This is a genomic window from Yersinia sp. 2540 StPb PI (assembly GCF_052217165.1).
GTDB lineage: Bacteria > Pseudomonadota > Gammaproteobacteria > Enterobacterales > Enterobacteriaceae > Yersinia > Yersinia enterocolitica_E.
Genome location: NZ_JAZGQC010000001.1, coordinates 427513 through 441697, shown reverse-complemented (window position 1 = coordinate 441697; position 14185 = coordinate 427513). Strand labels below are relative to the sequence as shown.

Here is a 14185-nt window from a genome sequence, read left to right as displayed (position 1 = left end):
AAAGGAATAAATACGATGAAAACAGGCAAACTGGTGGTCTTGGGCAGCATCAATGCCGATCATATTCTGAATATTGAGCAGTTTCCGCGCCCAGGTGAAACGGTGATCGGGAAGCAGTATAAAGTCGCGTTTGGTGGCAAAGGTGCTAACCAGGCGGTTGCTGCTGGCCGTAGCGGAGCAAACATCGCGTTTATTGCCTGTGTGGGTGAAGATGATATTGGTGACCGGGTGCGTCAGCAATTAGCCAGCGATAATATTGATACCGCGCCAATCGAGGCTGTAGCTGATACCACAACCGGTGTTGCTTTGATTTTCGTGAATGGTGAAGGCGAAAACGTTATTGGTATCAATGCCGGTGCTAACTCGGCAGTTACACCTGAATATCTTGGTCGTTACCAGCAACAAGTTATCGATGCAGATGCATTATTGATGCAACTGGAATCACCACTTGAGACAGTTATTGCTGCCGCTAAATTGGCGAAGCTGCATCAAACACAGGTTATTCTTAATCCGGCGCCAGCTCGTGAATTACCGGACGAGCTATTAACGCTGGTGGATATGATTACTCCGAATGAAACAGAAGCCGAGCGTTTAACGGGGATTCATATTGATCAGGATGATGACGCAGCGCAAGCAGCGCAAATTCTGCATGATAAAGGCATCGCTACCGTAATCATTACATTGGGTAGCCGTGGTGTATGGCTTAGTGAACAAGGTAAAGGGAAATTGGTTGCCGGGTTCAAGGTTAACGCTGTAGATACTATTGCTGCTGGTGATACATTCAATGGCGCATTATTAACTGCGTTATTGGAAGGTCAGGTAATGGACTCAGCAGTACGTTTTGCTCACGCAGCGGCCGCTATCGCGGTGACTCGCCCCGGCGCGCAGCCCTCTATTCCGTGGCGTGCAGAGATCGACAGTTTCCTACAAGGCCAGGTATAACTTTGGCCACCATGAAAGACGTCGCCCGCCTGGCGGGCGTATCTACGTCAACAGTCTCACATGTTATTAATAAAAACCGCTTTGTCAGTGACCCTATTCGCGACAAAGTGCTGGCTGCTATCAAACAGCTCAACTATGCCCCTTCAGCACTGGCTCGTAGTTTGAAACTCAATCAAACCCGTACCATTGGTATGTTGGTTACCGCCAGTAGCAACCCGTTTTATGCTGAAGTAGTCCGTGGCGTGGAGCGCAGTTGCTATGAGCGTGGTTACAGTTTGATTCTATGCAATACCGAAGGCGATATCGATCGCATGAGCCATAGCATTGAAACTCTGATGCAAAAGCGCGTCGATGGTCTGCTACTGATGTGCACCGAAAACCACCGCCCTTCTCAAGATATTCTGCGTTGCTACCCGTCATTACCGATAATCATGATGGACTGGGCACCCTTTGAGGGCGTCAATGACGTGATCCAGGATAATTCATTATTGGGTGGCGAAATGGCAACCTCATATTTGATTGCTAGAGGCTATACCCGAATCGCTTGTATTGCTGGCCCACAAGATAAAACCCCTGCCAAAGAACGTTTGGAAGGGTACCGTCAGGCTATGGATCGCGCAGGTTTACCTATTCCATCCGGTTATGAAGTTGCCAGTGATTTTGAATTTGGTGGCGGTTTAGTCGCTATGAAACAGTTGCTTGCGCTACCGGAACCCCCAGAAGCGGTGTTTACCAGTAATGATGCGATGGCTGTTGGGGTTTATCAGGCTTTGCATCAGGCGGGGTTATCGATACCACAAGATATGGCGGTTATTGGTTACGATGATATTGAAATCGCACAATATATGACACCGCCATTGACCACTATCCATCAACCAAAAGACTCCCTTGGTGAACTGGCTATTGATACACTGATTCATCGATTGAATAACCCGGAAGCGGAACCACAAGTTCTGATTCTCACTCCCGAGCTAATAGAGCGGGGATCGGTGGTCAGTTGTTAAACTTCACTCTCCGCAGGTTGTGTGGCTTTTTTGCTATTACGGCCTTGAATTAGATTGTCGCCATCATTTGGTTTCAGTAATAAGAACACCATGGATGAAAGTAATGTCACTATTCCCATTGTAATAAAGGTGTAGTGGAAGTGATCGACATTGCCACCAAACGATAACCCATCATAAAACCGCAATACCACCGCACTAATGGCAACGCCAAAGCTAATGGCCAGTTGTTGGGTTACCGCCAAAACACTGTTACCTGAGCTGGCATTGTTATCGGTTAAGTCAGCCAGTGTGATGGTATTCATCGCAGTGAACTGTGTCGACATTGCCATCCCCAAGACAAACAGCGGCAATATCATCATCCACGGCGACATGCCCGGTGATTGCAGCGCAAATAGCGCAATCAGCACTCCGATAATAACCGTAATTCCTACCAATACAGTCCTATAACCCAGTGAACGTAATACTTGAGTAACGGCAGATTTTGCCATCATTGAACCAATGGCGGTTGGGGCCATCATACAACCGGCAATAATGGCTGAGTATCCGAACCCGACTTGTAACATCAGTGGCATCAGAAAAGGCACACACCCGGTACCTAAACGGGAGGCCACGTTACCGGCAATCCCAACCGAGAATGTTCGGTTTTTAAATAGCGGCAAACCAATCAATGGATTTGGATGACCTTTGGCGTGGAATATATAGAAGAGCAACATCAATAAACCACTTAGTAACACCGTGACTGGCAGATAGCTGGCGATATCCGGTCGGCCCATTATCTCCAGACTTACGGATATCAGGACCAAACTGCTACCAAATAGCAGGAAACCGATAATATCAAAGGCACGTTTAGGCATGGTGAAGTCCGGCATATATTTACGGGCATAAAAGATGCCCAGTAAGCCGATAGGAATATTAAGGATAAAGATCCAATGCCAAGTGGTATAGGTCACCAGTAATCCACCTAATAGTGGCCCCATCACCGGGCCGACTAACCCTGGGATAGTGACAAAATTCAGAACCGGCAATAACTCACTGCGTGGGTAAGCCCTGATCAGCGCAAGCCGGGCCACAGGCATCATCATTGCGCCCCCCACCCCTTGAATAACCCGGGAGGCCACCAGAAAAGCCAATGAATCTGAAAGTGCGCACAGTAATGACCCTAGCGTAAATAGAGATACAGCCAGAATGAATACCCGTCGGGTACCAAAACGGTCCGCCAGCCAGCCACTCACTGGAATCAACATCGCGACCGTCAGGGTATAGCTGATAATTGCTGACTGCATGGTCAGTGGTGAGCGGTTAAGGCTTTCAGCAATTGATGGGAGTGCCGTATTCAGTATGGTGGCATCCAAAGCCTGCATAAAGAAAGCCATGGCAGCTAGCCAAGGAAGGCCCGCCATACTGCGTGCAGATTTTATCATTGTTCGTCCTGATTATAGGGGTGAGTGTGAGCACCTTCTTTATATATAGAGAGATAGAACAGCTAGCCGTTAATTTTTATCTGTTAATAATACCTGACATGCCAGCAAGGCTCCCTGACTGTCACCTGCCAAAATTGTATCAACAATATCCTGATGGTATTGCAGCTTAATCACTTCATCGCCGGTAATGGCGCGGAAATAGCTGTGATAAACCGAACTGAACAAATTGGCGAAAGAGGTCAAAAACGGGTTACCACTGGCTTCATATATTAACTGATGAAATTGAGCATCCACTTGAATCCATTTTTCACGATTAAAGTGAGTATCTAACGCACGCATCTCTGCAATCAGTGATGCTAACAATGCTCGCTGTTGCTCATTGGCATTAATGGCTGCCAATGAACAGGCTTGAGGCTCAAGTGAGGTTCTTAATATAAGGAAGTGTTGCATCACTTGATCGAAATTCTCTCTGTTCAGCCACCAAGTGAGTAACTCCTGATCGAGGTAGTTCCAATTTGTTTGTGGCATCACTCGGGTACCAATGCGTGGGCGGGGTAATAACATCCCTTTTGCTGCCAGCATCTTTACTGCTTCACGAACGGCAGTACGACTAACACCAAATTGCTCCCCCAACTCTATCTCACCAGGCAGTATGCTGCCGGCTGCATATTCTCCGGCGAGAATTCGCTGGCCAATCTTCTCAGCCAACAGGTAAGAGAGATTTCGCTGGGCGGCCTGTTGTTGGGTATTTAGTTGCATGGTGATTTGTCCTATCTGTCTTCTTATATATCTATTTTACTCTACTGTTTAACACTGGTAGTGAATGTTTAGCTTAATAATTGTTTAAACATTGGTCTTTTAGCCTATTTTTGCTGAAATAAAACGCGGTTGAAAAGTTTTTTCAAATTAGGGGTTGCAGGCTGTCAGGAACTCCCTATAATGCGCCTCCACTGACCGGGAACAACGAAACATACTTCGCCGGGTCAGGAAGCGAAAAGAATGATTTTGACTTCGAAAGAAACCAAAGAAACTCTTGACTCTTCAGCGGGAAAGCGTATTATCTGCCTCCCGCGTTACCGTAAGATTCGCCGAAAGGCAAACGGGTAACGAACGCTCTTTAACAATTTATCAGACAATCTGTGTGGGCACTCGCAAGACGATATCGAAGCCTGTTTCGGCAGGCAGAAGCAATATCAAAGTCTTGAAGAGTGACCAAAGCAGTACACATTTGAACTTCGGTTCGAATGCTTATTTGCAGAAAGTAATCTTTGAGCATCGCTGCTTTTATTAGTAGCAAATCAAACAAATCTTAAATTGAAGAGTTTGATCATGGCTCAGATTGAACGCTGGCGGCAGGCCTAACACATGCAAGTCGAGCGGCAGCGGGAAGTAGTTTACTACTTTGCCGGCGAGCGGCGGACGGGTGAGTAATGTCTGGGAAACTGCCTGATGGAGGGGGATAACTACTGGAAACGGTAGCTAATACCGCATGACCTCGCAAGAGCAAAGTGGGGGACCTTCGGGCCTCACGCCATCGGATGTGCCCAGATGGGATTAGCTAGTAGGTGAGGTAATGGCTCACCTAGGCGACGATCCCTAGCTGGTCTGAGAGGATGACCAGCCACACTGGAACTGAGACACGGTCCAGACTCCTACGGGAGGCAGCAGTGGGGAATATTGCACAATGGGCGCAAGCCTGATGCAGCCATGCCGCGTGTGTGAAGAAGGCCTTCGGGTTGTAAAGCACTTTCAGCGAGGAGGAAGGCAATCGTGTTAATAGCACGGTTGATTGACGTTACTCGCAGAAGAAGCACCGGCTAACTCCGTGCCAGCAGCCGCGGTAATACGGAGGGTGCAAGCGTTAATCGGAATTACTGGGCGTAAAGCGCACGCAGGCGGTTTGTTAAGTCAGATGTGAAATCCCCGCGCTTAACGTGGGAACTGCATTTGAAACTGGCAAGCTAGAGTCTTGTAGAGGGGGGTAGAATTCCAGGTGTAGCGGTGAAATGCGTAGAGATCTGGAGGAATACCGGTGGCGAAGGCGGCCCCCTGGACAAAGACTGACGCTCAGGTGCGAAAGCGTGGGGAGCAAACAGGATTAGATACCCTGGTAGTCCACGCTGTAAACGATGTCGACTTGGAGGTTGTGCCCTTGAGGCGTGGCTTCCGGAGCTAACGCGTTAAGTCGACCGCCTGGGGAGTACGGCCGCAAGGTTAAAACTCAAATGAATTGACGGGGGCCCGCACAAGCGGTGGAGCATGTGGTTTAATTCGATGCAACGCGAAGAACCTTACCTACTCTTGACATCCACAGAACTTAGCAGAGATGCTTCGGTGCCTTCGGGAACTGTGAGACAGGTGCTGCATGGCTGTCGTCAGCTCGTGTTGTGAAATGTTGGGTTAAGTCCCGCAACGAGCGCAACCCTTATCCTTTGTTGCCAGCACGTAATGGTGGGAACTCAAGGGAGACTGCCGGTGATAAACCGGAGGAAGGTGGGGATGACGTCAAGTCATCATGGCCCTTACGAGTAGGGCTACACACGTGCTACAATGGCAGATACAAAGTGAAGCGAACTCGCGAGAGCAAGCGGACCACATAAAGTCTGTCGTAGTCCGGATTGGAGTCTGCAACTCGACTCCATGAAGTCGGAATCGCTAGTAATCGTAGATCAGAATGCTACGGTGAATACGTTCCCGGGCCTTGTACACACCGCCCGTCACACCATGGGAGTGGGTTGCAAAAGAAGTAGGTAGCTTAACCTTCGGGAGGGCGCTTACCACTTTGTGATTCATGACTGGGGTGAAGTCGTAACAAGGTAACCGTAGGGGAACCTGCGGTTGGATCACCTCCTTACCTAAACGATACGCATTGCGCAGTGTCCACACAGATTGTCTGATGAATGTAAATGAGCAAGAGCACCTGTTGATGAGGGTGATGATTGTGCAATAAGACCTCAGTATCGAGTTTTTACTGCATCAGTCGTTCGAATGTGTCACCACATTCTCACCTTTACACAAAAATACTGAATCAGTGATTCAGTAGAAATTTTTGTGTCCCCATCGTCTAGAGGCCTAGGACACTGCCCTTTCACGGCTGTAACAGGGGTTCGAATCCCCTTGGGGACGCCACTCCGATAATGTGTGAAAGACATTATCAACTGAATATCTTAAAGATGACTTTAACGAGTCGTGTTTAAGATATTGCTCTTTAACAATCTGGAACAAGCTGAAAATTGAAACATTACAGCTGAAATTTATCTCTCCGTAGATGTACTGAGATAAAGAGTAACCTGTAATAGAGTCTCTCAAATAATCGCAATGCCAATGGGTTAATCATTGTTGCAGTGTGAGCGAGAAGACACTCAGCAAGGCGTACAGCGCACAGCAACCGGAGTGAACTTAACGTTCATGAGGATTGCGCGCACTGCACAACATAGCAGAGTGTGTTCACAGCCACACCAATAACGAAAAACACCTTTGGGTTGTGAGGTTAAGCGACTAAGCGTACACGGTGGATGCCTAGGCAGTCAGAGGCGATGAAGGGCGTGCTAATCTGCGAAAAGCGTCGGTAAGCTGATATGAAGCGTTACAACCGACGATACCCGAATGGGGAAACCCAGTGCAATTCGTTGCACTATTGCATGGTGAATACATAGCCATGCAAGGCGAACCGGGGGAACTGAAACATCTAAGTACCCCGAGGAAAAGAAATCAACCGAGATTCCCCCAGTAGCGGCGAGCGAACGGGGAAGAGCCCAGAGTCTGAATCAGTTTGTGTGTTAGTGGAAGCGTCTGGAAAGTCGCACGGTACAGGGTGATAGTCCCGTACACCAAAACACACTTGCTGTGAACTCGATGAGTAGGGCGGGACACGTGACATCCTGTCTGAATATGGGGGGACCATCCTCCAAGGCTAAATACTCCTGACTGACCGATAGTGAACCAGTACCGTGAGGGAAAGGCGAAAAGAACCCCGGCGAGGGGAGTGAAATAGAACCTGAAACCGTGTACGTACAAGCAGTGGGAGCACCTTCGTGGTGTGACTGCGTACCTTTTGTATAATGGGTCAGCGACTTATATTTTGTAGCAAGGTTAACCGAATAGGGGAGCCGTAGGGAAACCGAGTCTTAACTGGGCGTCTAGTTGCAAGGTATAGACCCGAAACCCGGTGATCTAGCCATGGGCAGGTTGAAGGTTGGGTAACACTAACTGGAGGACCGAACCGACTAATGTTGAAAAATTAGCGGATGACTTGTGGCTGGGGGTGAAAGGCCAATCAAACCGGGAGATAGCTGGTTCTCCCCGAAAGCTATTTAGGTAGCGCCTCGTGAACTCATCTTCGGGGGTAGAGCACTGTTTCGGCTAGGGGGTCATCCCGACTTACCAAACCGATGCAAACTCCGAATACCGAAGAATGTTATCACGGGAGACACACGGCGGGTGCTAACGTCCGTCGTGAAGAGGGAAACAACCCAGACCGCCAGCTAAGGTCCCAAAGTCATGGTTAAGTGGGAAACGATGTGGGAAGGCACAGACAGCCAGGATGTTGGCTTAGAAGCAGCCATCATTTAAAGAAAGCGTAATAGCTCACTGGTCGAGTCGGCCTGCGCGGAAGATGTAACGGGGCTAAACCATGCACCGAAGCTGCGGCAGCGACACTTAGGTGTTGTTGGGTAGGGGAGCGTTCTGTAAGCCGTTGAAGGTGACCTGTGAGGGTTGCTGGAGGTATCAGAAGTGCGAATGCTGACATAAGTAACGATAATGCGGGTGAAAAACCCGCACGCCGGAAGACCAAGGGTTCCTGTCCAACGTTAATCGGGGCAGGGTGAGTCGACCCCTAAGGCGAGGCTGAAAAGCGTAGTCGATGGGAAACAGGTTAATATTCCTGTACTTGGTGTTACTGCGAAGGGGGGACGGAGAAGGCTAGGCTAGCCGGGCGACGGTTGTCCCGGTTTAAGCATGTAGGCGGAGTGACTTGGTAAATCCGGTTGCTTATCAACGCTGAGGTGTGATGACGAGCCACTACGGTGGTGAAGTAGTTGATGCCAAGCTTCCAGGAAAAGCCTCTAAGCATCAGGTAACATTAAATCGTACCCCAAACCGACACAGGTGGTCAGGTAGAGAATACTCAGGCGCTTGAGAGAACTCGGGTGAAGGAACTAGGCAAAATGGTGCCGTAACTTCGGGAGAAGGCACGCTGGCATTAGGTAATGGGACTTGCTCCCGGCGCCGAAGCCAGTCGCAGATACCAGCTGGCTGCAACTGTTTAATAAAAACACAGCACTGTGCAAACACGAAAGTGGACGTATACGGTGTGACGCCTGCCCGGTGCTGGAAGGTTAATTGATGGGGTCAGCCGCAAGGCGAAGCTCTTGATCGAAGCCCCAGTAAACGGCGGCCGTAACTATAACGGTCCTAAGGTAGCGAAATTCCTTGTCGGGTAAGTTCCGACCTGCACGAATGGCGTAATGATGGCCAGGCTGTCTCCACCCGAGACTCAGTGAAATTGAACTCGCTGTGAAGATGCAGTGTACCCGCGGCAAGACGGAAAGACCCCGTGAACCTTTACTATAGCTTGACACTGAACATTGAGCCTTGATGTGTAGGATAGGTGGGAGGCATTGAAGTGTGGACGCCAGTCTGCATGGAGCCAACCTTGAAATACCACCCTTTAATGTTTGATGTTCTAACTCGGCCCCATAATCTGGGGTGAGGACAGTGTCTGGTGGGTAGTTTGACTGGGGCGGTCTCCTCCCAAAGAGTAACGGAGGAGCACGAAGGTTAGCTAATCACGGTCGGACATCGTGAGGTTAGTGCAAAGGCATAAGCTAGCTTGACTGCGAGAGTGACGGCTCGAGCAGGTACGAAAGTAGGTCTTAGTGATCCGGTGGTTCTGAATGGAAGGGCCATCGCTCAACGGATAAAAGGTACTCCGGGGATAACAGGCTGATACCGCCCAAGAGTTCATATCGACGGCGGTGTTTGGCACCTCGATGTCGGCTCATCACATCCTGGGGCTGAAGTAGGTCCCAAGGGTATGGCTGTTCGCCATTTAAAGTGGTACGCGAGCTGGGTTTAGAACGTCGTGAGACAGTTCGGTCCCTATCTGCCGTGGGCGTTGGAAGATTGAGAGGGGCTGCTCCTAGTACGAGAGGACCGGAGTGGACGAATCACTGGTGTTCGGGTTGTCATGCCAATGGCATTGCCCGGTAGCTAAATTCGGAAGAGATAACCGCTGAAAGCATCTAAGCGGGAAACTTGCCTCGAGATGAGTCTTCCCTGGGGCTTTAAGCCCCCTGAAGGAACGTTAAAGACTATGACGTTGATAGGCTGGGTGTGTAAGTGCAGCGATGCATTGAGCTAACCAGTACTAATGATCCGTGAGGCTTAACCTTACAACACCAAAGGTGTTTTAGATTTGAAAGATTGATATTTTCAGCGAAGTTCCGAGATTGGGCTGGCTGGCTGTGTGGAAACATATAGCGGGTTTAGTTTAGACAGAATTTGCCTGGCGGCCTTAGCGCGGTGGTCCCACCTGATCCCATGCCGAACTCAGAAGTGAAACGCCGTAGCGCCGATGGTAGTGTGGGGTCTCCCCATGCGAGAGTAGGACACTGCCAGGCATCAAACAAGCAAAAGAGGCTACCCTAACGGGTGGCCTTTTTTGTTTGTCTGGTGTACAGGTTCGACTCGAGCATGACATGCGACAAACTGCGAATGCAGTTTGAACAGCGCTTGCGCTGGCCCCGGAGGGGTGAGACTCATCCTCAAGATGAGACGAATATTGTAGGAAAAAATCGTCGGGAACGATTTTAACGTTGCTTGCAACGGCCCGAAGGGCGAATGGCAGGAAAGCCATTCGTACACTGCCAGGCATCAAATAAAGCCGAGACCCCATGCCAAAAGCGTGGGGTTTTTGCTATGGGCAGAATAGTGAAATATGTATAAATAGTGACCTTAGAGTGGTTGCGTCGCAGGGTTCATAGTCAGATGAGCCAAATATTGCAGGGGCAGGTGAGTCAAATCCGGCCGTTACAGCGATGAATAAAACAGAAGGCTACCGTGATAGGTGGCTTTTTTTTGTTTTTATAGCTCTGACTGATCCATCTTGAGCCAGTTATAAATAAACTCTGCGATCTGATCTGGTTGATTAATATCTAATTGCTTTACTACAGTATCTATCGGCTCGTCACTTGCCAAAGCGATAACGTATTCATCAATCAAACCAGCGAAAGGCTTACCTACAGCTGCTCTATAAAGAGCAATTTTGCTGATCGGCTCGTGCTTAAAACCCTCAACCAAAATCAAATCGATAGTTGATGTATCTAATCGACTAGCCAGATAGTGAAGATCCATCGGCGGCTGTTCTGGCGTTTCTGTCATTAATGCCCAGCGGCAATCACTGGCAACCAACGTTTGATGGGCTCCAGCTTTACGCAATTCATAACTGTCTTTGCCCGGTGTATCAATTTCCATATTGTGATGAGTATGTTTGATTAAGCCAACGCGGATTTGGCGCTGTTGAAGTAAGGGGATCAGGTGTTTTAGTAAGGTTGTTTTTCCTGTACCACTGTACGCGGCTATACCGAGTAACGGGGGCGTCTTGCTGCTCATAATGGCTCTCTTTTAGCTTGTTCCCATAACTCGCAATCTGCGGGAGTATTTAGGTTACTGAATTGATTGAGTTGCCCATTGAATACCACTCTTTGCGCATTAATACTCGTCATAAATATCATTAACTTACGATCCCCTTTTGCCAGATACCTTGCTAGCGTTGGCTTAAGACTAACATGCATTAAAGCTAATGTTGGATGCTCACGTTTGCTATCACTAACATAAGCAGCAAGAGCCTGCCCTTTTGACTGCCAGAGTTGAGAAACCAGATTAAGTGGAAGCATAGGAACGTCACAGGGAGCAAAGACAACCCATTCGGTAGTTGAATGGCTTAATCCAGCATGCATGCCAGCCAATGGGCCTACAAAGCCAGTAATGATATCGTTAATGACGGGAACGCCACTTTGTTGATAGAGGGCTTGGTTACGATTAGCATTAATCAGTAAGTTCTCAACCTGCGGTCTTAATCTATCAATCACATGTCGATACAGTGGCTTTCCATTTAGGGAGATTAATCCTTTATCATTCCCGCCCATTCTGGACGAAAGGCCTCCAGCAAGAATAACGCCTGTAATATTAGGTCGCATTTCCATCACTCCACGGTATTAAACTGACTATGGGATTGTATCTTCAAATAGGTGAACAGGTCAGGATTTACTTTTATTGACAATAGGCTCTCTTTCCCTGTGTGAATATCCCTGCTACTTTGTCAGCATATTTTTGAATAGGATAACTTCGCTATGAAATGTCATCGTGTTAATGAACTGATTGAGCTTTTACATCCGGCCTGGCAGCAAGAACCTGATTTAAATCTGGTGCAGTTTTTACAAAAATTGTCAGAGGAAGCTGGTTTTGAAGGTAATTTCGCAGATTTGACAGACGATATTCTTATTTATCATCTGAAAATGCGTGGCTCGGCATCAACGGAAGTGATTCCAGGACTGAAAAAGGATTATGAAGAGGATTTTAAAACAGCATTATTGAGAGCTCGTGGCATCATTAAAGATTAGTCACACTCCTGTCTGCGTAGGGAGGGGGCTTTAATGATACTATTTCTTATTCTCAGCGCGCCGCTGTTACTTATACAGACTGAATGTTGTTATGAACAATTCTGCTTTTAATTTTCAGACTTTGTCTCCAGACCTGATTATGGACGCCCTTGAGGCTGTAGGGTTACGGGTGGATTCAGGGTTAACCGCGCTTAATAGTTATGAGAACCGCGTCTATCAGTTTATGGATGAAGATCGTAAACGGTATGTGGTGAAGTTTTATCGCCCCGAGCGTTGGAGCAGTGAACAAATTATCGAGGAACATCGGTTCTCGCTTGATTTGGCAGAATCGGAGATTCCGGTTATCGCCCCATTAGCACTAAACGGCGAAACTTTGCATACTCATGGCGGCTTTTTCTTTGCTGTGTTCCCAAGTGTCGGTGGGCGGCAATATGAAATAGACAATCTTGATCAACTGGAGTGGGTGGGCCGTTTTCTCGGCAGAATTCATCAGGTGGGTAGCGATGGACTTTTTGTTGCCCGGCCAACGATGGATATTGAGGAATATCTGACCGAGCCACGTCAGTTACTGGCCAGCAGTGTGTTAGTGCCGGCAAAACAGAAAGACAAGTTTCTGGCGGCAACCGATCTGTTGATCGCCACCATTAAGCAGTATTGGCACACCGATTGGCAGCCGTTGCGGCTACATGGTGATTGCCATCCTGGTAATATTTTGTGGCGTGATGGGCCAATGTTCGTCGATTTGGATGATGCCAGAAATGGTCCGGCGGTTCAGGATTTGTGGATGTTATTACACGGCGAGCGCAGAGAGCAATTGATCCAGTTGGATATCTTGCTGGAAGCTTATGGTGAGTTTGCTGATTTTGATCAGCGTGAACTTGCATTGATTGAACCTTTACGCGCAATGCGCATGGTTTATTACCTTGCATGGGTCGCCAGACGTTGGCAGGACCCTGCATTTCCGAAAAGTTTTCCGTGGATGGCGGAGTCTGATTTTTGGTTACAGCAGACTGCATCATTTACAGAACAGGTTAAGCTGTTGCAGGTACCCCCTTTGCAGCTGATGCCAATGTACTAAAGCTAAGATAATGGAGATTGTTATAGTATGAAAAATGTATGGTTAGCTCTCGTTGGCATGGTGATGGCATTCAGTGCATCTGCCGCACAGTTTACGGATGGAACCCAGTACCAGACGTTAAATAAACCAGTAACGGGTGAGCCTCAGGTTTTAGAGTTTTTCTCTTTCTATTGCCCGCACTGCTTTCAGTTTGAAGAAGTTTATCATATCCCTCAGGCAGTAAAAAAAGCACTGCCAGAAGGGACAAAAATGACTCGATACCATGTTGAGTTCCTTGGGCCATTAGGTAAGCAATTGACTCAGGCATGGGCTGTTGCCATGGCATTGGGCGTTGAGGAAAAAATCACCCCACTGATGTTTGAAGGTGTACAGAAAACACAAACTGTTCAAACCCCTGATGATATTCGTAATGTCTTTATTAAAGCGGGTGTGAGTGGCGAAGATTATGATGCAGCATTAAATAGTTTTGTCGTTAAATCACTGGTTGCTCAACAACAAAAAGCGGCTGAAGATTTACAATTACGTGGTGTGCCAGCCATGTTTGTTAATGGCAAATATATGATTAAGAATGATGGCATGGATACCAGCTCAATGGATACCTATGTTAAACAGTATGCGGATGTCGTTAAGTTCCTACTGACCCAAAAGTAATTGTACAAAAGGAGGAGCTGGCTTTTGTTAGCTCCTCTTTCACTTATCCAATACCCTACATTGTCATCAGCATTTCAATTCTGTATCTATCTCTGCCACGGAATCATCATATTTACTAATGTGACAGTAATACGACTAAATACTGATTTTATATTTTTTTCCATGTTGTTTTCGATAGATTCATTTATTTCAGTGATGGATAAGTATGGATATTAGCGATGCTAAAAAGAGAAAACGACTTGATGGTGAGTAATAAAAAAGAGAGAACACTAAATTATCCACCCGTGGAATTTATTTACCTTAAGACTGTAACTGAATAAGTAATATCCACAATTTAGATAAAGAAAAAATGACAGTAAAATAAAAAAACAATGAATGTAACTATATGATTATTATAATTTTAAATATTACCTCTAAAAAATAAGTAGAGCAGATATAATCTGCACATGCTTTTACTCACAAAGT

Annotated in this window: 9 protein-coding genes, 1 tRNA gene and 3 rRNA genes; 9 read left to right on the top strand and 4 right to left on the bottom strand. The window is 47.5% G+C overall.

Going from position 1 to position 14185, the window contains the following annotated elements:
• The first annotated feature begins 15 nt into the window (after nt 1-15).
• Complete coding sequence (gene rbsK, locus V1956_RS02005) at nt 16-942, top strand: ribokinase (RefSeq protein WP_372560169.1); 927 nt, start codon at nt 16-18, stop codon at nt 940-942.
• A 2-nt stretch (nt 943-944) separates the two neighbouring features.
• On the top strand, nt 945-1946 hold the full coding sequence (gene rbsR / locus V1956_RS02000; RefSeq protein ID WP_372560168.1) for a ribose operon transcriptional repressor RbsR: 1002 nt from the start codon (nt 945-947) through the stop codon (nt 1944-1946).
• Here the strand turns inward: rbsR and mdtD are convergent.
• Nucleotides 1943-3367 carry a multidrug transporter subunit MdtD gene (mdtD, locus tag V1956_RS01995; RefSeq protein ID WP_083161609.1) on the bottom strand — a complete coding sequence of 475 codons (1425 nt, stop codon included), beginning with the start codon at nt 3365-3367 and terminating at the stop codon, nt 1943-1945. The two genes, rbsR and mdtD, sit on opposite strands and share 4 nt — an antisense overlap.
• Before the next feature lie 69 nt (nt 3368-3436).
• Nucleotides 3437-4126 carry a FadR/GntR family transcriptional regulator gene (locus V1956_RS01990; protein WP_083161611.1) on the bottom strand — a complete coding sequence of 230 codons (690 nt, stop codon included), beginning with the start codon at nt 4124-4126 and terminating at the stop codon, nt 3437-3439.
• 552 nt (nt 4127-4678) lie between these two features.
• Between V1956_RS01990 and V1956_RS01985 the strand changes: the two genes are divergently transcribed.
• The 4 genes from V1956_RS01985 (at nt 4679) to rrf (ending at nt 9990) form a co-directional block, all read left to right on the top strand.
• Nucleotides 4679-6221 (top strand): 16S ribosomal RNA (locus V1956_RS01985).
• A 199-nt stretch (nt 6222-6420) separates the two neighbouring features.
• A tRNA-Glu gene (locus tag V1956_RS01980) sits at nt 6421-6496 on the top strand.
• Between the two features lie 359 nt (nt 6497-6855).
• A 23S ribosomal RNA gene (locus V1956_RS01975) occupies nt 6856-9762 on the top strand.
• A gap of 112 nt (nt 9763-9874) precedes the next feature.
• A 5S ribosomal RNA gene (gene rrf / locus V1956_RS01970) occupies nt 9875-9990 on the top strand.
• The 16S, 23S and 5S rRNA genes sit together here with 1 tRNA gene alongside, the layout of an rRNA operon.
• A 463-nt stretch (nt 9991-10453) precedes the next feature.
• Here rrf and mobB read toward each other — a convergent pair.
• Together mobB and mobA are read right to left on the bottom strand one after the other, a co-directional pair.
• Complete coding sequence (mobB, locus tag V1956_RS01965; RefSeq protein ID WP_372560167.1) at nt 10454-10981, bottom strand: molybdopterin-guanine dinucleotide biosynthesis protein MobB; 528 nt, start codon at nt 10979-10981, stop codon at nt 10454-10456.
• Nucleotides 10978-11568, bottom strand: coding sequence for a molybdenum cofactor guanylyltransferase MobA (mobA, locus tag V1956_RS01960; protein ID WP_372560166.1), 591 nt, complete (start codon nt 11566-11568; stop codon nt 10978-10980). Before mobA ends, mobB begins: the two co-directional genes overlap by 4 nt.
• A 153-nt stretch (nt 11569-11721) precedes the next feature.
• Between mobA and V1956_RS01955 the strand changes: the two genes are divergently transcribed.
• The 3 genes from V1956_RS01955 (at nt 11722) to dsbA (ending at nt 13720) form a co-directional block, all read left to right on the top strand.
• Entirely contained in the window at nt 11722-11991 is a 270-nt protein-coding gene (locus tag V1956_RS01955) for a YihD family protein (protein WP_083161617.1), read from the top strand.
• Nucleotides 11992-12082: 91 nt separating this feature from the next.
• Nucleotides 12083-13069, top strand: a complete 987-nt coding sequence (locus V1956_RS01950) for a serine/threonine protein kinase (RefSeq protein WP_372560165.1) — start codon at nt 12083-12085, stop codon at nt 13067-13069.
• A 27-nt stretch (nt 13070-13096) separates the two neighbouring features.
• Nucleotides 13097-13720: a thiol:disulfide interchange protein DsbA gene (gene dsbA, locus V1956_RS01945; RefSeq protein ID WP_083161621.1), complete on the top strand. Its 624-nt coding sequence runs from the start codon at nt 13097-13099 to the stop codon at nt 13718-13720.
• Nucleotides 13721-14185 lie beyond the last annotated feature (465 nt).

Excerpts from the sequence above, each read along its gene's own strand:
- rbsK (WP_372560169.1), top strand. The coding sequence starts at position 16 with ATGAAAACAGGCAAACTGGTGGTCTTGGGCAGCATCAATGCCGATCAT.
- mdtD (WP_083161609.1), bottom strand. The coding sequence starts at position 3,367 with ATGATAAAATCTGCACGCAGTATGGCGGGCCTTCCTTGGCTAGCTGCC.
- V1956_RS01990 (WP_083161611.1), bottom strand. The coding sequence starts at position 4,126 with ATGCAACTAAATACCCAACAACAGGCCGCCCAGCGAAATCTCTCTTAC.
- mobB (WP_372560167.1), bottom strand. The coding sequence starts at position 10,981 with ATGAGCAGCAAGACGCCCCCGTTACTCGGTATAGCCGCGTACAGTGGT.
- mobA (WP_372560166.1), bottom strand. The coding sequence starts at position 11,568 with ATGCGACCTAATATTACAGGCGTTATTCTTGCTGGAGGCCTTTCGTCC.
- V1956_RS01955 (WP_083161617.1), top strand. The coding sequence starts at position 11,722 with ATGAAATGTCATCGTGTTAATGAACTGATTGAGCTTTTACATCCGGCC.
- V1956_RS01950 (WP_372560165.1), top strand. The coding sequence starts at position 12,083 with ATGAACAATTCTGCTTTTAATTTTCAGACTTTGTCTCCAGACCTGATT.
- dsbA (WP_083161621.1), top strand. The coding sequence starts at position 13,097 with ATGAAAAATGTATGGTTAGCTCTCGTTGGCATGGTGATGGCATTCAGT.